At 35.1% G+C, this 25,038-nt stretch carries 14 protein-coding genes; 3 read left to right on the top strand and 11 right to left on the bottom strand.

Annotation, left to right across the window (positions count from 1 at the left end; all coding sequences use genetic code 11):
* The 4 genes from Q4500_RS04835 to Q4500_RS04820 all read right to left on the bottom strand — a co-directional run bounded on the left by Q4500_RS04835 (position 1) and on the right by Q4500_RS04820 (position 3,685).
* Positions 1 to 468 carry a RidA family protein gene (locus tag Q4500_RS04835; RefSeq protein ID WP_303598601.1) on the bottom strand — a complete coding sequence of 156 codons (468 nt, stop codon included), beginning with the start codon at positions 466 to 468 and terminating at the stop codon, positions 1 to 3.
* 11 nt (positions 469 to 479) lie between these two features.
* Positions 480 to 1,796, bottom strand: a complete 1,317-nt coding sequence (locus tag Q4500_RS04830) for a gluconate:H+ symporter (protein ID WP_303598600.1) — start codon at positions 1,794 to 1,796, stop codon at positions 480 to 482.
* 101 nt (positions 1,797 to 1,897) lie between these two features.
* On the bottom strand, positions 1,898 to 2,590 hold the full coding sequence (gene aqpZ / locus Q4500_RS04825; RefSeq protein WP_303598599.1) for an aquaporin Z: 693 nt from the start codon (positions 2,588 to 2,590) through the stop codon (positions 1,898 to 1,900).
* Between the two features lie 195 nt (positions 2,591 to 2,785).
* Entirely contained in the window at positions 2,786 to 3,685 is a 900-nt protein-coding gene (locus Q4500_RS04820; RefSeq protein WP_303598598.1) for a metallophosphoesterase, read from the bottom strand.
* 110 nt (positions 3,686 to 3,795) lie between these two features.
* Between Q4500_RS04820 and Q4500_RS04815 the strand changes: the two genes are divergently transcribed.
* A complete protein-coding gene (locus tag Q4500_RS04815) occupies positions 3,796 to 6,168 on the top strand; it encodes a GAF domain-containing protein (RefSeq protein ID WP_303598597.1) in 2,373 nt (790 codons plus the stop codon).
* On the opposite strand, the gene Q4500_RS04810 is transcribed toward Q4500_RS04815, so the two are convergent.
* Complete coding sequence (locus Q4500_RS04810) at positions 6,157 to 7,374, bottom strand: Pycsar system effector family protein (protein ID WP_303598596.1); 1,218 nt, start codon at positions 7,372 to 7,374, stop codon at positions 6,157 to 6,159. The two genes, Q4500_RS04815 and Q4500_RS04810, sit on opposite strands and share 12 nt — an antisense overlap.
* A gap of 57 nt (positions 7,375 to 7,431) precedes the next feature.
* Here Q4500_RS04810 and Q4500_RS04805 point away from each other — a divergent pair, with 57 nt between their 5' ends.
* Positions 7,432 to 11,154 carry a metallophosphoesterase gene (locus Q4500_RS04805; RefSeq protein WP_303598595.1) on the top strand — a complete coding sequence of 1,241 codons (3,723 nt, stop codon included), beginning with the start codon at positions 7,432 to 7,434 and terminating at the stop codon, positions 11,152 to 11,154.
* 9 nt (positions 11,155 to 11,163) lie between these two features.
* Here the strand turns inward: Q4500_RS04805 and Q4500_RS04800 are convergent, their stop codons facing one another.
* The 5 genes from Q4500_RS04800 to Q4500_RS04780 are packed head-to-tail and all read right to left on the bottom strand — an operon-like array spanning position 11,164 to position 20,855.
* Positions 11,164 to 12,021 (bottom strand): hypothetical protein, encoded by an 858-nt coding sequence (locus Q4500_RS04800; protein WP_303598594.1) that lies wholly within the window; start codon positions 12,019 to 12,021, stop codon positions 11,164 to 11,166.
* A gap of 1 nt (position 12,022) precedes the next feature.
* Entirely contained in the window at positions 12,023 to 12,913 is an 891-nt protein-coding gene (locus Q4500_RS04795; protein ID WP_303598593.1) for an AraC family transcriptional regulator, read from the bottom strand.
* Positions 12,914 to 12,921: 8 nt separating this feature from the next.
* Positions 12,922 to 14,253: a vanadium-dependent haloperoxidase gene (locus tag Q4500_RS04790; RefSeq protein ID WP_303598592.1), complete on the bottom strand. Its 1,332-nt coding sequence runs from the start codon at positions 14,251 to 14,253 to the stop codon at positions 12,922 to 12,924.
* A gap of 4 nt (positions 14,254 to 14,257) precedes the next feature.
* A complete protein-coding gene (locus tag Q4500_RS04785) occupies positions 14,258 to 17,509 on the bottom strand; it encodes a VCBS repeat-containing protein (protein WP_303598591.1) in 3,252 nt (1,083 codons plus the stop codon).
* A complete protein-coding gene (locus Q4500_RS04780; RefSeq protein WP_303598590.1) occupies positions 17,499 to 20,855 on the bottom strand; it encodes a VCBS repeat-containing protein in 3,357 nt (1,118 codons plus the stop codon). The genes Q4500_RS04785 and Q4500_RS04780 overlap by 11 nt, the downstream gene beginning before the upstream one ends.
* 275 nt (positions 20,856 to 21,130) lie before the next feature.
* Here Q4500_RS04780 and Q4500_RS04775 point away from each other — a divergent pair, with 275 nt between their 5' ends.
* On the top strand, positions 21,131 to 22,717 hold the full coding sequence (locus Q4500_RS04775; RefSeq protein WP_303598589.1) for a solute:sodium symporter family transporter: 1,587 nt from the start codon (positions 21,131 to 21,133) through the stop codon (positions 22,715 to 22,717).
* Positions 22,718 to 23,416: 699 nt separating this feature from the next.
* Here Q4500_RS04775 and Q4500_RS04770 read toward each other — a convergent pair.
* A complete protein-coding gene (locus Q4500_RS04770) occupies positions 23,417 to 25,027 on the bottom strand; it encodes a RagB/SusD family nutrient uptake outer membrane protein (RefSeq protein ID WP_303598588.1) in 1,611 nt (536 codons plus the stop codon).
* Positions 25,028 to 25,038: the final 11 nt, after the last annotated feature.

Raw genomic sequence — 25,038 nt, 5'->3', positions numbered from 1 at the left:
TTAATGATGTAATTCGAAATGAGCCTCAATTTCAACAGGAATTCCACCGGGTAAAATCATACCAACAGCACTACGAACACCTACTCCATTATCGGGTCCGAAAATATCAGCCATGAGTTCGCTAAAACCGTTAATGACCAAAGGTTGTAGACCAAAATCAGGAGTGGAATTCACCATCCCCAAGGTTTTTACAATTCTTTTAATTTTATCGATATCTCCAAAATGAGTTTGTATCGTAGAAAGCATGGTTAATGCAACTTGCCTTGCGGCAACTTTAGCCTCTTCCATAGTCATATCATGACCGGCTCTACCAACAATCAATGAACCGTTATTTTGCATAGGGCCCTGACCAGAAATATATAGAAAATGGTCAACGACTAAAACAGGTTTGTATAACCCTGCAGGAGGTGGAGCAGGTGGTAAAATCAATCCCAATTCTTTAATTTTTTCAGAAGGTTTCATGTGCAATTTTTTAAATATTAAATAAATGTATTAATAATAAGAACACCTATCAATCCCATAACGCCAACGGTTGTTTCCATCACGGTCCAACTTTTTAAAGTGTCTTTAACCGATAGATTAAAGTATTCTTTAAATAACCAGAATCCGCTATCGTTAACATGAGATAGCATTAAACTACCAGACCCTATCGCCAAAACCATTAATTCAGGACTAGCCCCTGTACCTTGAACAAGTGGTAGCACGATACCTGCAGCGGTTAAACCAGCTACAGTCGCAGATCCAACACAAACCCGTATAATCGTAGCGATCAACCAAGCTAATATTAATGGTGAGATTGATGATTGCTCTAATATTCCACCAATATATTCGCTTACACCGCTATCTATTAATACTTGTTTTAATGCGCCAGAGCCAGCAATAATAAGAAGTACCATGGTTATACCGGTAATTGCACTACCAACAGAATCCATGACCTCTTTCATACTTTTTCCTTGACCTAAACCTAAAGTGTAAATAGCAACTAAAACGGCAATAAGCATGGCAATAGCTGGGTTGCCCATAAAAACTAAAATCTTGGTAAGAAAGAAATCTGCAGGGAGTAAAAGCTGAGCTAATGCAGCAACTGCAATTAGGATAACAGGTAAAAGTGCACTGATTATGCTATTCGCCATACTCGGCATTTCATCTTCCTTTAAAACTACAGGGTTTAAAAATTCTTTAAGCGGTGTTGCGTTAATTCCTTTTAAGGTTCTTGAAAGTAATGGTCCGGCAACGATTATTGCGGGTATCGCTACTATGATTCCGTATAACAGTGTTTTACCAATATCGGCATTAAACATAGATGCAAGAGCTGTTGGTGCTGGGTGCGGAGGTAAATAGCCATGTGTTACCGATAAAGAAGCTAGCATTGGTAAGCCTACATATAAAAGAGGTAGACCTGTAGCTGCTGCAATAGTGAAAACAAGAGGAACTAGAATTACAAAACCTACAGAGTAGAACATGGGTATACCAACAATGAAACCGGTCAATACAACCGCCCATTGAATGTTCTTTTTCCCGAATTTCTCTACCAATTTTGTGGTAATGCGTTGTGCTGCACCACTATCGGCAACCAACTTACCTAGCATGGCACCAAGGCCTAAAATAATGACAAGAAATCCTAAAATATTACCGATACCTTTTTGAATGGAGTCGACCACACTAATGGGTTCCATACCCTCGGCAATACCAACGAATAAAGAGACGATGATAAAAGTGATAAAGGCATTTAGTTTGAATTTTGCAATGAGAAGAAACAGGAGTAGAATTCCTAGAATAACGATAAATAAAGGCATATTTGAATTGAGTTAGTTTAGTTGATTCTCTAAATATACCATAAAAAAAAAGCTCATCATATTTAAACTAAACATGATGAGCTTGAACTAAAAAAAAGTTATTATTTATCAGTTATTTCTGGTGAAATAGCTTTGTAAACTATTCCGGCTAAAACAGCTCCAACAATAGGTGCTAGCCAAAATAACCAAAGTTGATCTATAGCCCAACCACCAGCGAATAAAGCCTGACTTGTACTACGTGCAGGGTTTACCGATGTATTTGTTACAGGGATACTTATTAAGTGTATTAGTGTAAGACAAAGTCCAATAGCCAAACCGGCAAATCCTCTTGGTGCTTTTGTATAGGTAGAACCTAAAATAACAAATAAGAACATAAACGTCATAGCTACTTCTATGATTAAAGCAGAAGTCATGCTGTATCCACCAGGTGAATGTTCTCCGAATCCGTTAGATGCAAATCCGCCTAAAACGTAATCTGATTTACCCGAAGCAATAAGAAAAAGTATGGCCGCACCAGCAATACCGCCCAATACCTGAGCAACGATATATGGCAAAACGTCTTTACCATCAAAGCGTCCACCTACCCAAACACCAATTGTTACAGCTGGGTTTAAATGACAGCCAGAAATATGACCTATGGCATATGCCATAGTAACTACGGTTAAACCAAACGCTAAAGCGACACCGGCAAAGCCAATACCTAATTCTGGATAACCTGCGGCAAGTACGGCACTACCGCAACCACCTAATACCAGCCATAATGTGCCGATAAACTCTGCAATAAATTTTTTCATTTTTATAAGGTTTAATTGATTGTACTTATTAAGAAACCATTTTTTTGATAAAGTCACAATTAATTCAGTAATTTTTTAATGAATTTAAAATAAAATTGACTTGTAAAGAAGGTATTCTTATTAAAATAGTTTTATTGGTACATATTTAATAATTGTCAGGAAAGCACTGTTTGAGATAGTGAAGCGTTTTTTAGCTTATTTGTTTTCGATATAATCTTTTAGTTTCTGCGGACCTTCTAATAAAATACGAACTACTCGTAATGTGCCGTCATCAGTAGTATTTATTTGCCACTTTATTAATGAAATACATCCTTTTTCAATTTCAATACCGGTAATACTTCTTGGGTGAACACAGCTTCCATCATTAAAAAGAGGAATATCACCAGGCTCAGGAAAACGTGGTCTATGGGTATGACCTACAACGGTAATTTTTAAGTCATTTTTTAGAATCCATTTTTTTGTGCGACGTTCTACTTTAATAAGTTCTGTATAGTTTTTAGCGGGCGAAGTTGGGTCGGCGATACCCCAAACTTGTAAGGGCTTCCAAAGAATACGTACCAAAAATCGTCCCCAGCGCCAAAAAGTGTAGTTCCACCAATCTGCTTGATGCCCATGGGTAAGAAAGACCTCTTGTTGGGTTTCTTTATTTTTTAAAATAAGCGCCTCATGATATTTTATGCCTTCAAAAAGCGATTTGTCTTTGTCGTCTATAGGTTCAAAATAACTAGAAAGATGTTTTTTAACATAGGCTTCATCTTTGTAGACCATATCATGATTGCCCCATATCATATGCAGTTTATGCTCTAAATGAAATTGTTTTAATAGCTTAAATACATTTTTATGAGCTTCAAAAATAGACTCGAAATGAATGTTTTCCCAAAGTTCATCGCCATCACCAAGTTCGCAATAATCAAATCCTTCAGCATAGTAGAATTTTAGCGCATGATAATAGATGTTTCTATTGTTGGCAAATTCATCGGCAAAACTGTTGTCTCCTCTATGGCAATCGCTAAAAAGTATGAATTTTGAAGAGTCGTCAAACGGAATAACTTTAGCATTATTGTAAGCTCTTGTAAGTCTACTATCCGATGACATGGGCTATTTTTCGTTAAATATCCGAAAATCCAGTCAACCATAGGGCTTAGAGCCTTAAAAAACTTGGTATATTTTGTAACTTTACGCCCAATTAGTAGACTAACTCAACCATGGGAAAGCAGGAGAGAAAGATAATGCCGGTTAAGCACCTCATAAGTTTTGAAAAACTTCTAGAGAAGTATGATGAACATTTGAAGGGTGATGATCCTTTTTTGGCGGCTACTGCTGAACGAATTTTGTCTATTGAAAAAGGTTTTCCTGAACTGCGTAATGGTTTTTCAGATTTTACTTTATTAGAGACAAATAAAGATCTCATTAATCATATTCTACAAGATACATTTACAGAAGCTTTAAGTGGCAACGAGATAAAGGTAGCAACGTTGCCTTATCAAGATATGATTATAAAGTCATCTAAACGTTTTCAAAAAATTATTGAAGAAGCAGGTGATGATTATGTGCCAGAGTTAAGAAATGTTGGGGATGATATGGATTATATCATGAGCTGCGTAGTGGTGTTGAATTATTACTATGGTTATCATTTAGATTTTAGTCGCCCTTATTTTTATGATATTCCAGATGCAAATGGTGTAATGCGCCATTATCGTATTTTATATAATGCCGATTTTATTGACATTATTCCTACAGAGAAAGCTAAAGAGATTACTCAAGAAGATGTAGATGAATTATTGGCTAGCCCAAATGATATAAAACTTTGGATGGAAAAGATTCCGCCAGAGAGTTTTATATCCAAAGGTTTTGTAATTGCCAATTTGTTCGATGTAACTATGGAACAGGCAATTTCGAATATTAAGTCAAAATTGATTTCTAAGAATACAATACAGCCTACAAATTTCATGCACGATTTGCAGGAAACTTTTAAGTCGTTTTTTAGATTACCGAATATTAAAGTAGGTTTTGCATCTTTTGATGCTATGAAAAATGAGTTTGAAGAAGTTGCAGGTATGGGCTTTGAAAGTTTTCTTTTAGGAGGGGAGCATCATATGAACTGCAAGTCTGCTTTATGTGAAGATTCTTATGAAAAATTAATTGATAGCAACTCATACTTTACTATTGCCGACATGAATCGTAAAGTGGAGCAGTCTGGTAATTTGAATCCCTATAAGGGCTTGAAAGAACAAGGAATACAAAGTGCTATTTTTGCTCCCATAGCTTATGAAAATAATCTTTTAGGAGTTTTAGAAATTGTTTCTGAAAAGAAAGGAGTGCTTAATGGTGTAAATGCACAAAAGTTAGATGATGTATTGCCATTTATTGTCTCTGCTGTAGTACGTACTAAAACTGAAGAAAATAATAGAATAGACGCTATCATACAAAATGAGTGCACATCTGTACATACTTCAGTTTATTGGAGATTTCAAGAAGAAGCCAAGAAATTTATTTTAGATGAAACTGAAGGTAGGTCTCCTTCATTTAAAGAAATCGTTTTTAAAGATGTCTATCCCCTATTTGGTCAAATAGATATAAAAGATTCTTCGCAAGCTAGAAATTTAGCTATTCAGCGAGATTTGATGATACAACTTTCTGAAATAGATAATGTGCTTAATATTGCCTTAAAAACATGGAATCTGCCAATCTACGAGGAATTAATTTTTAGGGTAAATAATCATCTAGAGAGTATTAAGGAAATACTTTATACGAATAGTGAGCAGGCTATTTTTGATTTTGTACATGACGAAATATCTCCTGTTTTTGCGCATCTAAAAAAGTCTGATAAAGATATAGAGATTCATATTTTAAAATATGAATCTAAAATTGATATGGGTACGGGGTCTTACTATGATCATAGAAAGAACTATGACGAAAGTGTAACATTGATTAATAAAAAGCTTTCATCGGTTATTGATAAAAGACAAGAAAGCGCTCAGGCAATGTTTCCTCATTATTATGAGCGTTACAAAACAGACGGTATAGAGCATAATTTATACATTGGTGCATCAATATCAGAAAGCAAAGAATATAATCCATTATATCTTAATAACTTAAGGTTGTGGCAATTGCAGGTAATGGTTGAAATGGAAAATGAACATTACTCACTAAAACCAAAATTACCGGTACCGTTAGATGCCGCTTCGTTGATATTGGTGTATAATACATCATTATCTATTCGCTTTAGAATGGACGAAAAGCAGTTTGATGTTGATGGTACTTACAATGCACGTTACGAGGTAATCAAAAAAAGAATCGATAAATCTTATATTAAAGGTACCGATCAAAGGTTAACGCAAAAAGGGATGCTTTCTATTGTGTATTCTCAAAAGAAAGATGAATTAGAATATTTAAGATATATTAAATTCTTAAAATCTAAAGGCTGCTTTACCAACAATATAGAAATTGTAGAGCTAGAAGGGTTGCAAGGTGTATCTGGCTTAAAAGCTATACGTGCAGAGATTCTTTACAAAAGAGAACAAGAACCAGAAAAGACATATACCTACCAAGATTTAATGGATGCTTTAAAAGAATAAAACTTCACTTAACAACTGTATTTTACGATCCGGACCAAAGAATTTGAATGAAACGGCAAATGCTATTACAGATAGTATCATCCCAATCATAAATATAGTATAAGTCCAACGTAAAAGTGAATATTTTCTATTTAGAACTATCCCGAGAAAATAAAGATCTTTAGTTAAAGAAGTGTAGATATAATCTTTGTCTTTTAGCATTTCTTGAATAGCCCATTCATACTCGCTTAAGGCCATTTTGTGGAAGTTGCCGAAGAACAGTAGGTTTACATTTTTGTTCGCCACATCTTCTTTGGTGAATTCACCGCTAGTAACGTTTGGTCTTGTAGCCAGAACAGCTAGAACCATAGAAACCACACTAAAGAATACGAATATTACAGTAGGGTAAATAAGGTAGTCGTTAGAAGGGTTGTCTAATTTTGGAATTAGGTTAGATAATGCTAAAGATATAATTATAGCATTTACAGATAATAAAATGTTAGCCTTGGTATCTGCAATGTCACTAAGGGTAATATGGTTTTTTAACGTTACACGATAAAGCGTTTGAATGCCTCGATCAGGGTTTTCGCTTTTAAATTGTGCTTTAAGTTTCTCTTTCTTAGCAAGTTTCTTCTCAGACTTCTTTTCTTTTATCAGCTTTCTTAAATTCTTATCTTTTTTCTCGATCCAATGTTCTTTGGCATAATCTGTATAGTAATGGTGATCGGTTCTGAATAATTGAATATTGAGTTCTAGCCATTCTTTTTGGCTATAATTCTTAACTCCGAAAAGCTTTAGTTCTTCACGCAGTAGATCAGAAGTCTCTAGATAACTGCTCTGTGCAAAATGAGAACAGTCTGCATCGCGTATAATTTCTTCCATTAAATTATGCGGCTTTGCATCCCATTTTGTAGCGCGTATACACGATTTAATTTTTTCTATTCCGTCTTTACTATAGCCTTGTTTAGTTAAAAATTTATCTGCAATTTCACAGCTACTTTCCTCGTGTTCGTTGATGCCATTTGTGAATCCGGTGTCGTGAAACCAAGCTACGATTTCTAATAGCTCTTTATCCTTATCTGATAGAGAACATGAATCAAGTAATTGTTTAGTACTTTTAACGACTCTTTGGGTATGTCTTAGATTATGGTACAGAAACTTCTTGTCTAGTCGAGTGGTAAGTAGTTCAACTACAAATTGTTGTGTACTTTCTAAGATTTCTGACATAGAAGAAATGGATTTGAAATATCCAAATTACAAAATTTTAAAGAGGGCAACGTTAGTATGAAAAAAATATATACATATCTGTCGGTTTTTATATTCATTACTAGCTGTGCTACCTATAGTACTAAATATGTAGATGAAAAATACGCTATAGATATAAACGAGTCTAAAGATATATCACATACCTTTTATTTAATTGGTGATGCGGGTTTATCACCTATGGGCGGAATGAATCCTGCATTGAAGCTATTTAAAGATAGACTGGATCAAGCTGATAAAAATAGTACGGCTATATTTTTGGGTGATAATATCTACCCTGCCGGCTTACCTGATCCTAAAGATTCTACTGAAGCTTATAGAACCGCAAAAAACCATTTGGATGCTCAGTTGAATACATTGAATGATTTTAAGGGAAGACCACTTTTTATACCAGGTAATCACGATTGGTATGCCGAAGGGTTGGTCGGTCTTGAAAGAGAAGAGAATTATATTAAGAAAGCGCTTAAAGAAAAAGAGAAAGATCCTTTTTTGCCAGAAAACGGATGCCCTATTGATGTTGTAGAAATAGGTGATGATGTGGCTATAATTACCATAGATACAGAATGGTATTTGACCAATTGGGACAAGCGCCCAGATATTAATGACAAGTGTGATATAAAGAGTAGAGCAAAATTTTTCTTAGAACTTGAAGATGCGATAAAAGATTACCGTGATCGTACTACCGTCATTGCAATGCACCACCCAACCAATAGTTACGGAGAGCATGGAGGTCAATATTCATTAAGAAAACAATTTTATCCTAAAGAAATGGCAGTGCCTTTGCCTGTTTTGGGTAGCTTTATTAATGTGCTTAGAAGTACTTCGGGTGCATCTGTAGAAGACGTAAATAATAAACGTTATCGAGAATTAATGAACAGGGTAACTACCTTAGCGCAGTTTTCTGATCGTGTAATATTTGCATCTGGGCACGAGCATACATTGCAATATTTTGTTGAGAATAATACACCACAGATAGTAAGTGGTTCTGGTGCAAAAAAAGGTTTTACACGTTTGTTAAATGGTTCTCAGTTTAATACAGGTAAAATGGGTTATGCTACCTTGGAGGTTTATAAAGATGGCTCATCTAGAGTACGCTTCTATGGTGTAGGTGATGATAATAACGAAGAGTTTTTATTTACAAATGAGGTATTGCCACCAACCAAGAAAGAATATGTAGGTAAATTTACCGGTCAGTTTCCAGATAGTGTAAAGGCATCGGTGTATACCAAAGATGAAATAGATAAGAGCGGATTCTATAAAGCAATTTGGGGAGACCGTTACCGTGAGTATTATGGAACCGAGGTGAAAGTGCCGACCGTTAATTTAGATTCATTGATGGGAGGCTTAGAACCGGTTAAAAAAGGAGGCGGACATCAATCTAAATCTCTTCGTTTACGGACAAAAGATGGTAGGGAATATGTAATGCGAGCCTTAAAAAAGAGTGCAGAACTCTATTTGCAATCTATGGCATTTCAAAATCAGTATGTACTCGATGATTTAAAAGAAACCTATACTCAAGAGTTATTACAAGATTTTTATACAGGATCACATCCTTTTGGTCCTTTTACAACTGCTGGGTTATCTGATGCTGTAGGTATTTATCATACCAATCCTGTATTATATTATGTGCCAAAGCAACCTGCATTAAAGGAGTATAATGAAACATTTGGGGATGAGCTTTATATGATAGAAGAGCATACGGGTGATGGTCATGGAAATTTGGCTAGTTTTGGATATTCAAATGAACTGAAGAGTACTGATAGTATGCTTGAAGATATTCGGGATGATGAGCAATATGAAGTAGATAAGGATTTGTATTTAAGAGCAAGACTTTTTGATATGGTTTTGGGTGATTGGGATCGGCACGTAGATCAGTGGCGTTGGGCAGAATTTAAAGACAAGAATAAAAATAAGATTATTTATAGACCGGTACCTAGAGATCGAGATCAGGTATTCTCGAAAATGGGCGATGGTGCTTTGATGCAAATAGCTACTCGTATCATACCTGGCTTAAGGCTAATGGAAGGTTTTAATGATAATATTAGAAGTGTAAAAGGGTTCAACTCTTCGCCTATGACCTATGTGTTAGACTTAGCATTGTTAGGCGAAACCGAAAAAAGTCAGTGGATGGCGCAGGCAAAATACTTACAAGAAAACCTAACCCCTAGTGATATTGATGAGGCATTTAAATCTTTTCCTGAAGAAGTACGTGATGAAACCGTAGACGAAATAAAAGATATACTACTAGCGAGATTGAGTCATATTGAAGAAACAGCGAACGAATACTATAAAATTTTAAATAGATATGCTGTAGTCGCTGGTACAGATAAAGATGATTGGTTTGAGATAAATAGGCTTAATGATGAGGAGACCGAAGTAAAGGGTTATAGAAATATTGATGGGGAAAAAGAGCGAATGTTTTATTATAAAGTATTTGCAAAAGAAGATACTAAAGAAATATGGGTTTTTGGTTTAGACGATGATGATATTTTTGAAATTAATAATCCATCAAATATTTCAGGAATAAAGCTAAGAATTGTTGGTGGTCATAATAACGATATCTATAGGGTTGATAATGGCAAAAACGTTGCCTTATACGATTTTAAGAGTAAGAAAAACTCATTTGAAAAGACAGGTGGTGCAAAAGTAAAACTATCAGATGATTATGAGTTGAATACATACCAACCACTTAAGTTAATAAATAGTTTTAATCAAATAGTGCCTACTATTGGTTTTAATGCTGATGATGGGGTGAGAATAGGTTTTGTAAATACTTACACATATAATGGTTTTAGGCAAAATCCTTTTACCCAACAACATACTTTTGCGGCATCTTATTATTTTGCTACAAGCGGATTTGATTTTAAGTATCAAGGTGAATTTGCCCATGTATTCGAAAATTGGAACGCTGAGCTGAAATCACGATTTACAAGTCCGAATTTTGCCGTAAATTTCTTCGGTTTTGGTAACAATTCTGAGAATATTGATGATGATTTAGGTTTAGACTATAATAGAGTAAAGCTAAGGCAAATAGATTTTTCTCCTTCATTAGTATGGAGGGGTCAATTGGGTGCTAAGATAAAGTTAGGGGTGTCATATGAAAATATTAGTGTAGAGGAAACCAACGACAGGTTTATAAATACTTTTTATCAAAATAATGGGGAGGAAACTAATAACGATTTTATTGGCGCTAGTGCATTATATACTTATGAGAATAAAGATAACAAAGCTTTTCCTACTATAGGTATGTCATCATCAATAGAGGCAGGCTTTAAAGAAAACTTAACAAAAGAAGGAGGTGGTTTTGGATACATAGCTCCTAGTTTGGGCTTTGATTATAAATTGATTGCCAACGGTAGATTGGTTTTAGCTACTAAATGGAAAGCACATTTTAATATCGGTGATGATTACGAATTTTACCAAGCCGCAAGTATTGGTGGTTTAGATGGTCTACGTGGATTTAGAAATCAACGTTTTACTGGTAAAACATCGTATTATCAGAATACGGATATTAGGTTTAGTTTAAAGAAAAAGCGTACCAAGTTGTTACCTGCATCTGCAGGGTTTTTCGGAGGTTTTGATTATGGTAGGGTTTGGTTTCCAGGTATAAGTTCTAAACGTTGGCATACTTCTTATGGTGGAGGTTTTTTTCTAAATGCTTCTGATATTATTTCTGTAAACAGTGCCATATTCGCTAGTGTAGACGGACCAAGATTTACTTTCGGACTAGGATTCGGTTTTTAGGTAAACCAGTTACTTTAAAGAATATGTATAAAGATTACCACCTTTACCGTGAGCTTGCTCATCAGAAATTAGTAAGGTGTCATCATTTAGAAAACAAACGGATTCTAATTGCGAGCGGGCGCCTAGGTCAATTTCTTTAATGTTTCCTTTAGTGAAATTATCCCAAGTGAAATCTGTAAATATGAAAAGCTTACCGTAACTAAGTGCTATTATTTTATCACCTTTTGGCGATATGTCTATAGAAGTTATCTGGCAAATTTTCCAATCTGTGCATGGTACAAATGAACCAACGAAAGTAGCTTCATAGTTACCTTGTGTGTCGGGTATCGAATAAATATGAGCTTCACCGGTAAAAGATTTAGACCTATTTTTCGTTACAATATATAATTTGTTACCGTGGTGAAATATAGCTTCTGAATCATAAAAAAGGGCATCCTTTTTTGGAGGAAAGTCTTTTTGGTCAGGGTAATGTAGCTCAATTTTTTCCGCATCTATTTTATCGCCAGGTTCAATAGTTGGGTTTGGTAATTTAAGAATGACCAAGTTTTTTCGATCATTAGCGTTATTGCCGATATCAGCTATGTAGAGATTGCCAGAGGTATCTTTTGTAAGATCTTCCCAGTCATGATTTTTACCGTTTTTAACCTCTAAACTTTTAAGTATTTCTCCGTTTAGGTTTACCTGGTATATTTCATCTTTATTACCTCCATCTTCAACGACCCAGACAGTAGAATCGCCGTAGATAGCTAAGCCTGAGTTTTCAGACAAACTATCAGGCAAATCAGCAATTACCTTAAGTTGCCCGTAATTATTACACGAAATAAGTGTAATTGATAATGCAAGAAACGTTACAATTAATTTGTTCATATTATTCTGCAATTGGCATGAATATTTCTGCTTTCCAGCGTAATGCATCTCCGCCCATATTTGGGTTGTTGAAAAAGAATTCAATGGGCTTATGGTCAACCTTTATATTCTTCTCCTCAGCATAATCTAGTAAAGTGTACCAAGCTCTGTCAGAGGTCATATAGTTGCCGTTGTAAATTGCTTTTAACGATTTCATACCTATAAATTCTTTATAAACTAAGTCTTTAATGGTAGGTAGTGTATCGGTTTTTATGATAGGGTAACAAAAATTAAAACTAATACTGTCATTTTGCATGTTCCAATCGGTAGTTTCTATAAAAGGTACGCCAATTACTTGAATTCCGTTACTGGCAATAACAGAATTTATAAAAGGGTAGCTATCCATCATTTCAAAAGCTTTGTTGTTCTGAAGGCTTTTATGTTCTACGCAAGCGCAGTATGTAGAGGGTAATTCATCTTCGCCCATAAAGGTGACTTTGAATTCCTTTATATGTACATTTAAACTCTCAATGAAATCGGTTACCTTTTTTCTGGTCTGTTTTTCAAAGTTGGTATCTGAAAAAGGAATAGCTATTTTATTGCTTAAACTATGATTTTGATCTTTAACATCAACAACTATTTGAGAGGTTGAATCGGTAATGGGTTTGATTACCCATTTATATATATGAGTAGAATCACCTGACACCATCATTTGTTCTAAAGTACTAATATCTTTTATTTGACGAATAGAAGCTCTAGGTAGTGTTTTATTCCATGCTTTTAATGCTTGGTTTATAGTACCCGTATTTGCTTTGGCAACTACCCGTATTTGGTAGTCTTGAGGTTTTATGAAAAAATACCAGAGTATTGCAATAGAAATGATGGCTATTGTGATAGTAATCACTTTTTTCATGCTAAAATTTAATTTTTCTTCATTTTGATTTTCGAATTCAACAGAGCGCCAATTTTTCTTCCTTGTCCCACACCTACTTCGACAGCGGCTCTATAGTGAATTCCACCATACATTCTACTTATGGCAGCCTCATCAGCAGCTTCGTTGAAAGAATTAAATTTTCTAACAGGTAGACCATACGGCGTTTCGGTGTCATCTTCAAAACTAAAATTTTCACCAAAAATACTAGTTAATGCTACTCCTGCAGCACCTGAAACGACACTGTGTCCACTAGTGTATTCTGGAAACGGTGGTGTTTGTAAAATTGGTTTCCAGTTTTCATCTATGTGCTGGTTAATTAGCGTTTCTGGTCGAATTAAATTACTTCGATATTTTTCATCCCAACAACTAATGAATGCGTCGGCGATTGCCATTGAGGTTTTAGTGTAAGCAAAAACGGTATCATCAAAATTGCTGTTCGTTTTTTTACTGGCAATTTTCGTAATACCTATCCAATGTGCGCCAGGAGTAATTTTCTTGGTAGCGAACATTAAGTGTCCTCTTGTAACCGATACATACGGATTGCAATCCCAGAATTTAGCAATTGCTACTTCGTCAGATTCATCACCATTTTCGGTTATTTCATTACTAATATTATAAACTTCAATCAGTTCTTTGTAAAAATCGGAGTCTTTTTCTAATGAAAACGGCGGTGGAGGAACTGGTTTAAACTGAGAGGCTGAATCTATAATAAAAGGGCGAATTTTGTTCCAGTGTGGCTCAATACCATCCATGTAAGCAGGTGGGGTTGGTTGCCATCTGGTAGGGTCGTCTGTATTTACCGTAAATTTTGGCATGGTACGGGTTTGACTATAATTGTCTTTTCCCATCCATTCTTTAATATGGTCTGCAACTTTTAATCCGTATGCTTTAGAAGCTTCGAACTCAGGTTCGTTCATTGACTTCCATTTAGTGAAAAGACTATCCTGTAATACATCAAACTTATCTTCAGAGAATATTAATTGTCGGCTAATATTCATATGCGCAATTAAGGCAGATAATCGAGGATTAATACCTGAAACGGTGTCGATGGCAGGTATAGGTTTCAAATCTTTTATTTGACCAGATAATGATTGATAGTCAGGGTTTATTTGAGCAACAATTTCATAGGCAGCAATATTCGGATAAGCAAATATTCTACTTGCTACCGGTGGAGAGAAAATATCATGGATCATAATATCTATGATTTTGTCAATAGAATTGTGCAATTGATCAGGAGATACTACTATGGGTTCTTGCTTCTTTTCGCTGCAGTTCGCTAATAAAAGCCCTGCGATTAAGATGATTAAATACCTTTTCATTTTACTATGGTTTGAGAATGCTATACACCTCTGCTGCCTCGTCATTAAAAGTAAGCAAAAGGTATGTGTTGTTGTTTGAGTTTATAATGTTCATGTTTCGAATCGATTTTCCCGTTAAATCGAGTCCTATTTCATTCGCTAAGGTAACATTGTTGTCAGTACTAATCAATGCACCTGGAAAAGAATCAAAACGACCATGATATGGTTTTACACCAAAATAATTTCCGGCAGCTAGTATTTCAGTTTTGTTATCTCTATTAAAGTCATATTCTAAAAATGCCATAATGGGTGCCAACTGTAATTGATAACTAAATGGTACAAAAGTGAACTTACCATCCTTGTTTTGTAGATAGCCTGAACTTAGGGTATGTACTTCTTGAATTTCTGCGTTTGATAACATTTCTTCGCCAAGAATTTCATCCATCGATTTTCCTGCAAAAGAACTGTAGGTATTGAATTTTTTACGAAGGGATACCAATTGGCTAGATAATTCTTTTAACCCATCTACTGGGTAGTCTTTACCGTCTTTATAGGTGCTGACAATAGTTTCTGTTGCTCCGTTTTTATCAAGGTCGCCGTAAAACATTTTCATCGGATGATTTTGTGAGGCAGTAAACTTGGTATTCATTCCCCAATTACCTAAAAGGTAGTCTTGGTCTCCATCACCGTCAATATCAAAACTAGTAACAGCTTGCCATAAGCCGTTCATATCTTTATTTTCTAATGGCTGTATTTCTTCAAATTTACCTTGGTTGTTTTGAAAAAATCTAGGTGACATCCATTCCCCAACAAATAATATATCTTCCCAGCCATCATTGTTGAAATCGGTAACAATGGCATCGGTTATCATTCCTAATTTTTCAAAAGGATTATTGATTACTTTGAAATTCCCATTCTTATTTTCTAGAACATAGCTATTGGGTTTGTTTCCATAATCGGCACTGATAGATTGATTGCAAATGATAATATCTAAATCATCATCATGGTCGTAATCTAACTTTAATAGAACAGATGCATTTTCGAACATCTCTGGAAATTCTTTTTGAGTAAAAGTACTATCGCTTGCCACGTAGTACGAGTCAGTTAATGGCTTCATTTCATTAAAGAAGTCTGCCCCGCCAGTACCCACTATAATATCATTTTTACCATCACCATTGAAATCACCTATTAAAGAAGCAATATCTTCTTTAATGCTATCTTTTTTAATCTCCGGATAATTTTTTAATTGAAAAGTGGAATCCCCTTGTATGTAAATTTGAGATGGAATAAATTTAGCTCCTCCAAAGAAAATATCATCTTTTCCATCAGCATTTAAATCGCCAACACTAACAGCCGGGCCTCGATCAGACATTTGATAAGGAATTAGCTTTTGGCGTAAATAATCGCTGTAGGCATCTTCAATGTGTGTGTAGTTTATGCTTAGATTATTTGATGTTTTTTGAAATAGCTTCTGCTGTTTAGGGTGTAATGAAGTATAGTCGAAAGGTTGTACTTTATCAGGACTAAGATAAAGTGTTTGGTTGACGGCGATATTTTTCACCAATTGAGAGCTTTTGTCTGGCCATATAATTTTCAACGAATCAATATTTTTTAGTTCGTCGTAGCCAAAGTGTATAATGGGTTCAGAAGATGCTTGAAAGCCGCGAACGGTATACATTTCTTTAAACTGTTGAATTCCGTTAGCATATGAAAATACCTTGGTGCCAATGCCGAATTTGTTTTTATTGGAAAAATTCAGCTTAATTTTCAGCCAATTACGTTGGCTGTTTGTAGTGTTCTCTTGAATTTTCGCAGGACTAAATAGGTTGTTGGTTACTAAATCTAAATCTCCGTCATTATCTAAATCACTATAGGCTGTAGCTCCGGATATAATAGTGTCTTGAGCGATCCAAGATTTAGATTCATCTATAAATTGAAGATCTGCTGCTCCTTTAAAAATCATGTTACCAATAAAACCAGAAGGCATCATTTTAAGAGCCTTTTGATCTACTAGATTGGTATTATTAATTTTTGACCGGATGTTTTCGTTAGATATGTAGTTGATATAGTCAAGATCGTTCGGTCGTTTAGGTATTCCGTTACTAATGTATAAATCTTGTTCGCCATCTTGATTAAAATCACCAAACAGTGCACTCCAGCTCCAGTCTGTCGCGGCTACTCCGCTCTGTAGTGCTGTTTCTAAGAATTTACCATTTGGTTGGTTCACAGATAGCATATTTCTAGTATACTGGTTGTGATAGCCCAAGGTTTCGGTTTTCATTTTTTGAATTTGAATATCATCATCACCTTCCGATGATTTTAAAACAATTTCATCTTTACCCAACATGTCTAAAGAAATCAGATCTGGTAGTCCGTCATGGTTTATGTCTGCTACATCGCTACCCATCGAAAATCTAGTGGTATGCCCAAATGCTTCTTTAAGACTTTCTTTAAAAGTGCCATTACCATTATTTAAATAGTAATAATCATCTTCATGAAAGTCGTTGCCAATATATAGGTCAGGATAACCATCTTGGTTAAAATCAGATACTGCGATACCTAGTCCATATCCATTTACACCGCCATAAATGCCAGCCTCTTCGCTGACATCTACAAATTTGCCATTGTCGTTACGTAGTAGTTTATCGCCTGTTTCGTATACTCTTTTGTAACGAATTTGTGCGTTTCCATAAGAGTCTTGGGTGTGTATGGCATGATTAAGAAGATACATATCTAAATCGCCATCTAGGTCGTAATCTAAAAAAGCAGCTGAAGAACTGTACGATTCAAAATCCAGTCCATACTCTGCGGCACTTTCTTTAAAAGTGGCATCACCTTGGTTTATAAAAAGCTCGTTATAACCATTAAATCCATTAAGGCCGACGACAGCACATACGTAAATATCTAGGAGTCCGTCACCATTTACATCACCCATTATAGTGCCCGTATTCCAAGAACTATTTCCTGCAACACCAGCTGTTTCGGTAATGTCTTCAAACTGTAAATTACCTTTGTTTAGGTATAATTTATTCTTTACTTGATTACCAGAGAAATAAATATCAGGTAGGCTGTCATTATTAATATCACCAATAGCAACACCTCCTCCATTATAAAAATAGAGATAGTCTAGAATACTAAGGTCCTTAGATTCTGTAAGGGTATTTTCAAAGGTAATACCTGTTTTTTCGGCAGAACTTTTTACAAATAATTCACCAGAATTTTCAGTACAACCATTGGCGAATATCAATAAACATATGTATAGTATGCTATTCTTCATGTAGGCGATACATTTTTGGAGTTTCGTTATTGATTGCTACGATAATGAATTGATTGCCTTTCTTGTCTTTTACTATTTTTAATTGCTTTACCTCATTTCGGATAAAGAAACCGCTATCGGCATAATTTTGCCATTCAAAGTTCAACTTGCCATCGCCAAGTAATACGTTACCGTAATTAGCATCTAGCCTCGAATATTGAGGTTTGAACTCAAAATTATTACCAGCCATGATCAAGTCTAAGTTTCCATCTTTATTAACATCAAGACATTGAATACCACAAATACATGAAAATTGAACTTGAGGTGGTAGCATTTTAATAGTAAAGTTGCCATTACCATCGTTTATGGCAATTATAGACTCAGAGATGTTTGACTGCTTTAATATGGTATTGTCGATAATGTTCTTCGGAAATAACTCTTGGATTGTTTTTGAAGCATACTCAGAAGCTTTAATATTTTTCTTCTTCAATGCAAGAATTTGGGTTGTTAATTCCTTTTTTTGATGAAGAGGATAATCGCCGCCATCATAATTTTGTGTGGTAATTTGCTCAATAGTACCGTCATTATCAAAATCGTTTACCCACATTTTCATGGGTTGCCCCGGTTTTGGCTTGTAATGAAGATTACTTCCCATGTTACCTAAAATTAGATCCTGATCTCCATCGTTATCTAGATCATACCCTTCAATAGCTCCCCACCAACCATTTAGGCTGTCTAAAGAGCTCTTTGAATCGCTAAGTCTTCTACCAGAATTTTTGTAGATTTTTGGACTGCCCCAGTCAGATACGGTTACTAAATCATCTTTACCATCGCCGTCTATGTCTATCCATTTAGCATCAGTTATCATGCCGGCATCTTTTAAATCATAAGCAGAGCGCTCGGTAATATCTGTGAAAGTTCCGTCTCCGTTATTCAAAAGAAAAAGGTGGTCAGGGTTTATGCCGTAGGTACCAACCACACTTCTTGAGCCAACGAAAATATCAATGTCACCATCTGCGTCAAAATCTGACGGAGCTATTACGGCAACATTTTTATTAATACTCGGTAATTTGTTTATGCTCAATGAGAAATTGCCTTTGCCATCGTTTAGGTAAAGTCGAATTCCGTAATTCCCTTGCATGCCTAATTCGTTACCGCCTGTACCGATCATAAGATCTAAATCGCCATCATTATCTGAATCAAAAAAGGATGCAGTGGTGTCTTCTAATAGGGCTTCTTCCGTGAAATATTTTACAATAGGTTTAGAAAGTGAGCCATTACCACTATGTAGATATAATGCACCAGCTTGGTTTTTTGCTCCGCCAATAAAAATATCATCATTGCCATCGCCATTTACGTCACCAACCGCTAAACCAGGTCCTTCTTCTGCTAATGACTTAGAAATTAATCCCTCATTATCAAAATCCATATAGTTATTCTCTTTATGTGTCAAGAAGGTTTTATTGTCAATAGCTTCTAAAAGGGTAGAGGTTTCTTTCTTATTGATTTTAAAAATATCTTTAGCTTCATTTTGCTTAAAAATAATAGATTGGTTCGCTTTTACATTGGTTAATTTAGCTGTAGCGTCATTGGGCCATATAATACGGATGGAGTCTAACATTTCTGTAGCGCCCAAACCAATAGTCATTGGGTAATCTACAGAAGATTGAAAACCTCTTGAAGGCATCAACGTCTGATCTATAATATTATCTGGGTAGTAAAGGCGCGCAACGGTGCCAATCCCAAATTTATTACCATCATTTCCTTCAAATTTTAATTTTATATAGTTGTTTTTAGATTGCGATTCAGAATTGTTACGATAAACAAAAGTCTCCATGTTTACGTTATTGACCACAAGATCTAAATCACCATCGTTATCTAAGTCTCCATATGCAGAACCATTTGAGCGACTTGGTATTTCAAAACCCCACTGTTTATTGTAATTACTAAAGGTGATATCTCCATTATTTCGATATGCATAATTTGGTAGTGGAGTAACTGGCATTTTGTTGATAATTGAATCAATAGACTCTTTTCTACCGGTCAAAGCCATTTTTTGAATGATTTCATTTGCAAAGAAATCAACAAAATCTAAATCGGTAAGGTCATGATTGATACCATTTGTAATGTAAATATCCTTTAGACCATCATTGTCCATGTCGAACAAGAGTCCAGACCAGCTCCAGTCAGTAGCTTCAACTCCGCTGTAATAGGCAATTTCAGAAAAAGAGCCATTACCGTTGTTCAGTTGTAATGTGTTTTGAATATACTGCTGATGAAAATCTTTACTCTGCTTTAGTTTGAAAATGTTATACCCTTCAAATTCCATAACAGATTTTACACGCTGATCTGGCTCAGGTAGCATATCGGTTATGAAGATATCTGTAAGTCCGTCATTATTGATATCAGCCATATCAACACCCATAGCTGATAAGCTTAAGTGATTCGTCCATTTTTGAATTTCTTCTCTAAAAGTACCGTCTTGGTTATTAATATACAGGTAGTCTCTTTCATAAAAATCGTTAGAAACATAGATGTCTGGGTACAGGTCATTGTTAATATCCGTCACCATAACTCCTAGTCCAAAACCGATAAGACTACCGTAAATGCCTGCTTTTTCACTAACATCGACAAATTTGCCATTGTCATTTCTTAAAAGCATATCACCTACGCCTCTAAATATTTTTGGTACACCTTCCCAATCTTGAGCCCTAACTTCTCGCTGTTCTGCATACCCAAGACTACTAACGGGAATATTACTATTGTTTAGAATGTATACATCTAAATCGCCGTCTTTGTCATAATCAAAGAAAGAAGCATGAGTAGAAAATCCTGTTTCTGCTAAATTGTATTCATGACCTTTTTCGGTGAAAGTACCGTCTCCGTTATTGATGTAAAGGTCGTTGTCATGGTTGTTGCCTTCCATGTTACCGGCATTACTGACATAAATATCTAGAAATCCGTCATTGTTTATGTCTGCCATCACAACACCTGTAGACCAAGGTTTATTTCCTGATATTCCGGCAGTTTTCGAAACATCTTCAAATTTCATATCGCCTTTATTAAGAAAAAGTTTGTTAGGCTCCATGTTTCCGGTCAGAAAAACATCCGATAATCCATCATTATTAATATCTCCAATGGCAACGCCACCACCATTATAAAAGTTACGGTATTTAAATATGTTGAATTCTTTTGAGTTGGCAACGTTATTTACAAATGAAATACCTGTTTCTTCGGGTTGTAATAAGGTAAATAATGTTGGTTCTTTTTTTTCTTCTGATGTATCTACATCATCTTTGGATCCGCAAGAATATAAAAGGGAGAAAAATAAACCAAGGTAGCTTAGCTTAAGCAAATTAGAGTTCATTGTTGAGTATGTTTGAAATAGCACTTTGAGTTATTTTGTAGGCTATTAAAGTTGAGTTAGTAACCTGTGTAATAGTTCTTTTAAAATTAATTTGCAAGATAGCAAATACCTACTATTTGTAAGGCTTATTTAGTAAAAGTCGACGTTAAAATTTAAAGAAAACGTTATAGGATCGGTCGAATAATATGAATAATGAGATTTTGCACCAAGTTTTTAGAAGTAATGGAAATAATCCAATATATTTAACCTTGACTAAATAACAAACAACTCAACCAATGATAGGAATTTTATCTTTTTTAGGCTTTACCATTTTAGTGGCGGTAATTGCTTATTTCGCAACAAGAACAACAAATGAACAAACCTCTGATGGTTACTTTCTAGGAGGGCGAAGTTTAACGGCTGGTGTAATTGCAGGATCGTTACTACTTACCAATTTGTCTACAGAGCAAATAGTTGGACTTAACGGTAACGCTTATAGTGATGGAATTTTAGTAATGGCTTGGGAGACTTTGGCAGCAATTGCAATGGTGATATGTGCTATTTATTTGTTGCCTAGATATTTAAAAGGAGGTATTAGTACCATACCAACGTATTTAGAAAGAAGGTTTGATAGCACAACAAAAGCAATGACATCGGGCTTGTTTTTAAGTGGGTATGCGATTGTCCTATTACCCATCGTTTTATATTCTGGTTCTCTAGCTATTAGTGGAATGTTCGATTTACCTTCAAAGTTGGGGATTTCTGAATGGGCATCAATATGGGTATGTGTTTGGAGTATAGGAATCATAGGTAGTATTTATGCCATATTCGGAGGCTTAAAAGCCGTTGCTGTTTCTGATACTATTAATGCCATAGGGTTGTTAATAGGTGGTTTGCTGATACCAATATTCGGACTATATGCTATTAGTGATGATAACAGTATTCTAGGAGGTTTGTCAAAACTTACGACCGAGCATCCAGAAAAGTTTAACGCTATAGGTTCAGAATCTTCAAGTATACCCTTTGCAACAATATTTACAGGTATGGTTTTGGTACAATTGTTTTACTGGGGTACCAATCAACAAATAATACAAAGGGCTCTAGCAGCAAAAAACTTGAAGGAAGGTCAAAAAGGAGTAATGCTTGCTGCCTGTTTTAAGATTTTAGGTCCGTTAATTGTTGTTTTGCCTGGTATTATAGCTTTTCACATGTTTGATGGTCAATTGGATAGAGCAGATCAGGCTTATCCTAAATTAGTGGCCGCGGTATTGCCGGTTACTTTGGTTGGTTTTTTTGCTGCGGTACTTTTTGGAGCTATACTTAGTTCTTTCAATAGTGCTTTAAATAGTTGTGTTACTTTGTTTGGTTTAGATATTTACAAGGAGTATGTAAATAAAGATGCTTCAGAAAGTAAAGTAGTTTCAGTAGGAAAACGCTTTGGTGTTTTACTTGCATTGTTTTCTATGGTATTAGCTCCTTTTCTATATTATGCATCAGATGGTCTTTTTGGTTATTTGCAACAGGTAAACGGTGCTTATAGTATTCCTATTTTATCGGTAATTGTAATTGGCTTTTTAACGAAAAGAGTACCGGCTATAGCGGCCAAGGTAGGAATAGTATTTGCCGTCGTAGTTTATGTTATTTATATATTTATGCAACGAGGTCTTGGAGTTGAATGGTTACCGCATATGTTGCACGTACAAGCAATAACTTTTGTGCTAACAATAATTTTAATGTTGGTAATTGGTAAATTAAAGCCAAGAAGTAGTGATTATGTGCAGGAGTATACAAATGAGGTTGATATTACAAGTTGGAAGTATGTAAAGCCTGTAGGTTTAATTATTACACTAATTGTTATAAGCACTTATATTATTTTTAGATAAGATATCATAGTCTATAATAAATTGTAGCTTTTACTTTTAGGAGTTTTTCTAAATGAATTTGGAAAACTCAAGCTATATAATTGTATTGAAAACGCAACATTCCTTTATGCAAAAGCAATAAAAGAATGTTGCGTTTTTTTATGTTCAAATAATAAACTCTGGCTTAATTTTTCATACTTAATGAATTGTTCCTTTTTAAATTAGGAGTGATTTATTAATATCAATGGCTTTATAGTGATCTGAGTATTTGAAGAGGTAAAAGATGTGTTTAAAATTTTAATGATACGGTATTTGCATTGCTTTGTCAAAAACGTATAAAATACGGCTCTTAGTAAATACTAAGAAGGCTATTATTAAATCTTACAAAAGCTATCTTTGTCAGCATTTATTAGCTTTGATTATATTTTAGTAAAAGTCATTCTAAAAGTTGATAATAAAGAATGAATATACCCAGTTTTTTATTCTTCTAAGACGAATTAAGTAGTATTTATTTTTTCACAGTACCAATGTAAATGATTCTAATCAAACGAATGATTAGTAGGTTTCATTTCTATATGATTTATTAGTTCAAATTAAACCTTACTCACTCAGACTGCTTATGAGTGTTACTTTCTTATGATGTTTCTTATTTGTTGTAAATAAAAAGACCTCCAAAATGAATTGGAGGTCTTTTAAACTTAAACTTAAATTTTTATATGCTTAGTATCCTGGGTTCTGTACCAAATTAGGATTTGCAAGCAATTGTGCTGGTGGAATAGGGAACACATTGTAATCATCATTATTAATAGTTCCTTCTGCTTTAAATAACCAATCTCTACCAAATTGACCAAAACGAATTAAATCGTTACGTCTCCAAGCTTCTTGGTATAATTCTCTACCTCTTTCATCTAAAATGTCTTGTTCAGAAACCGTACCTAATAACTCTTCAGTATTACGTATTGTTCTTAAATCATTAATCATAGCTGTTGGGTCGCCACCACTTCTAAACATTGCTTCAGCTTTCATTAAGTGAGCATCTGCATATCTAAACACAATTTGATGACTTATTGAAGCATTTCCATTTCTAGCAGCATACTTTTGAATTCTAATACCTGTAGTTTCATCATTATTAATGAAGTTAACAGCACCGGTACCATCTTTAAAATCTCTTTTAAAAGTAAGCGGAGCACCTTGTCTGTCTTGTAATGGTGTTCCGTCTAAAGCATATTGTTGGTTAATAAGAAAACCATAACCAACATTAGATCCGTCAACATAGCCATCATTTTCAGCAGCATAAGGTTGATCAGAAAATGTTGTACCTATAGTTGGTACGCCGCCTCTGCGCTCTTCTTGACCATCTGCAGGGTTTTGAGAAGCATCTAACTCGTTAGATTCAGAATCTCCTTCAAATAGGTCATAAAATTCAGCAAGAGTACTAAAGCCGTTCCAACCACCACCTTGAATACTTGAGTTATTGTAGTGAAGTCCCATTTGGATTTTATTAATCGTATTAGCTTCTAAAGACCAGATTGTTTCAGAATCAGCGTCTGGTAAGAAAAGGTCAAAATAACCATCTTGTAAAGCGTAACCGTCAGCTGTAATAGCATCAACTAAAGAAATAACTTCAGCCATATCACCCGAATCGGGGGAACCACCTAAATAAATATGCTTGTTTAAAAGAACTTTAGCCTTTAAATATCTAGCTGCAGCTTTACTTGCTCTAAGGTTAAGATCACCGCTCCCGGCAGCCGTAGCTGGAGCGTTTGCAATAGCAATTTCAATGTCTGCAAGAATAAAATCAACAGCTGCTTGACCAGTTAATACTTCAGGTACAGATGAAGATGGTAGTGCTGTATCTCTATAAGGTACTTGACCAAAATTATCAAGTATTACCCACATGCTGTAAGCTCTAATAAAGCTTGCGTCACCAATATTAGTTGCCGACGGGCTACTTCTTGAGTCTAAGACTTGAGAAGCTTGTAATTGATTACCGTTCCATAGTTGAAATACGTTAACAATAAAAGCATGTTGTCCGTTCCAATCATGTGTGTGTAATACTCTCCAAAGTCCGTTATCACCCCAGTCACCACCACGGGTAGGAATTAAGTGCTCATCTGAAGTTACCTCTTGAAGGGCAAAGTAATTGTCCTGTCCAGCATATTGACCAGCAAGAGAACCGTATAGATTCGTAACTGTTGAAGAAGGGTCTGCTAGACCTTGAAACCCATCAGAAATGATTGAATCTGTTTCTTCTATTTCTAGATCGGTACAGGAGGTAACTCCTGCCAACGATAGAATAGAAAGCGTTAAGATTTTAAAATTATTTTTCATGATATACAATT

The organism is Maribacter sp. 1_MG-2023, assembly GCF_030547005.1.
Lineage (GTDB): Bacteria > Bacteroidota > Bacteroidia > Flavobacteriales > Flavobacteriaceae > Maribacter.
Note: the sequence above shows the minus strand (reverse complement) of the source record. Positions and strands in the feature narration are given on the sequence as shown.

Excerpts from the sequence above, each read along its gene's own strand:
- Q4500_RS04830 (WP_303598600.1), bottom strand. The coding sequence starts at position 1,796 with ATGCCTTTATTTATCGTTATTCTAGGAATTCTACTCCTGTTTCTTCTC.
- aqpZ (WP_303598599.1), bottom strand. The coding sequence starts at position 2,590 with ATGAAAAAATTTATTGCAGAGTTTATCGGCACATTATGGCTGGTATTA.
- Q4500_RS04820 (WP_303598598.1), bottom strand. The coding sequence starts at position 3,685 with ATGTCATCGGATAGTAGACTTACAAGAGCTTACAATAATGCTAAAGTT.
- Q4500_RS04815 (WP_303598597.1), top strand. The coding sequence starts at position 3,796 with ATGGGAAAGCAGGAGAGAAAGATAATGCCGGTTAAGCACCTCATAAGT.
- Q4500_RS04810 (WP_303598596.1), bottom strand. The coding sequence starts at position 7,374 with ATGTCAGAAATCTTAGAAAGTACACAACAATTTGTAGTTGAACTACTT.
- Q4500_RS04805 (WP_303598595.1), top strand. The coding sequence starts at position 7,432 with ATGAAAAAAATATATACATATCTGTCGGTTTTTATATTCATTACTAGC.
- Q4500_RS04800 (WP_303598594.1), bottom strand. The coding sequence starts at position 12,021 with ATGAACAAATTAATTGTAACGTTTCTTGCATTATCAATTACACTTATT.
- Q4500_RS04795 (WP_303598593.1), bottom strand. The coding sequence starts at position 12,913 with ATGAAAAAAGTGATTACTATCACAATAGCCATCATTTCTATTGCAATA.
- Q4500_RS04790 (WP_303598592.1), bottom strand. The coding sequence starts at position 14,253 with ATGAAAAGGTATTTAATCATCTTAATCGCAGGGCTTTTATTAGCGAAC.
- Q4500_RS04785 (WP_303598591.1), bottom strand. The coding sequence starts at position 17,509 with ATGAAGAATAGCATACTATACATATGTTTATTGATATTCGCCAATGGT.
- Q4500_RS04780 (WP_303598590.1), bottom strand. The coding sequence starts at position 20,855 with ATGAACTCTAATTTGCTTAAGCTAAGCTACCTTGGTTTATTTTTCTCC.
- Q4500_RS04775 (WP_303598589.1), top strand. The coding sequence starts at position 21,131 with ATGATAGGAATTTTATCTTTTTTAGGCTTTACCATTTTAGTGGCGGTA.
- Q4500_RS04770 (WP_303598588.1), bottom strand. The coding sequence starts at position 25,027 with ATGAAAAATAATTTTAAAATCTTAACGCTTTCTATTCTATCGTTGGCA.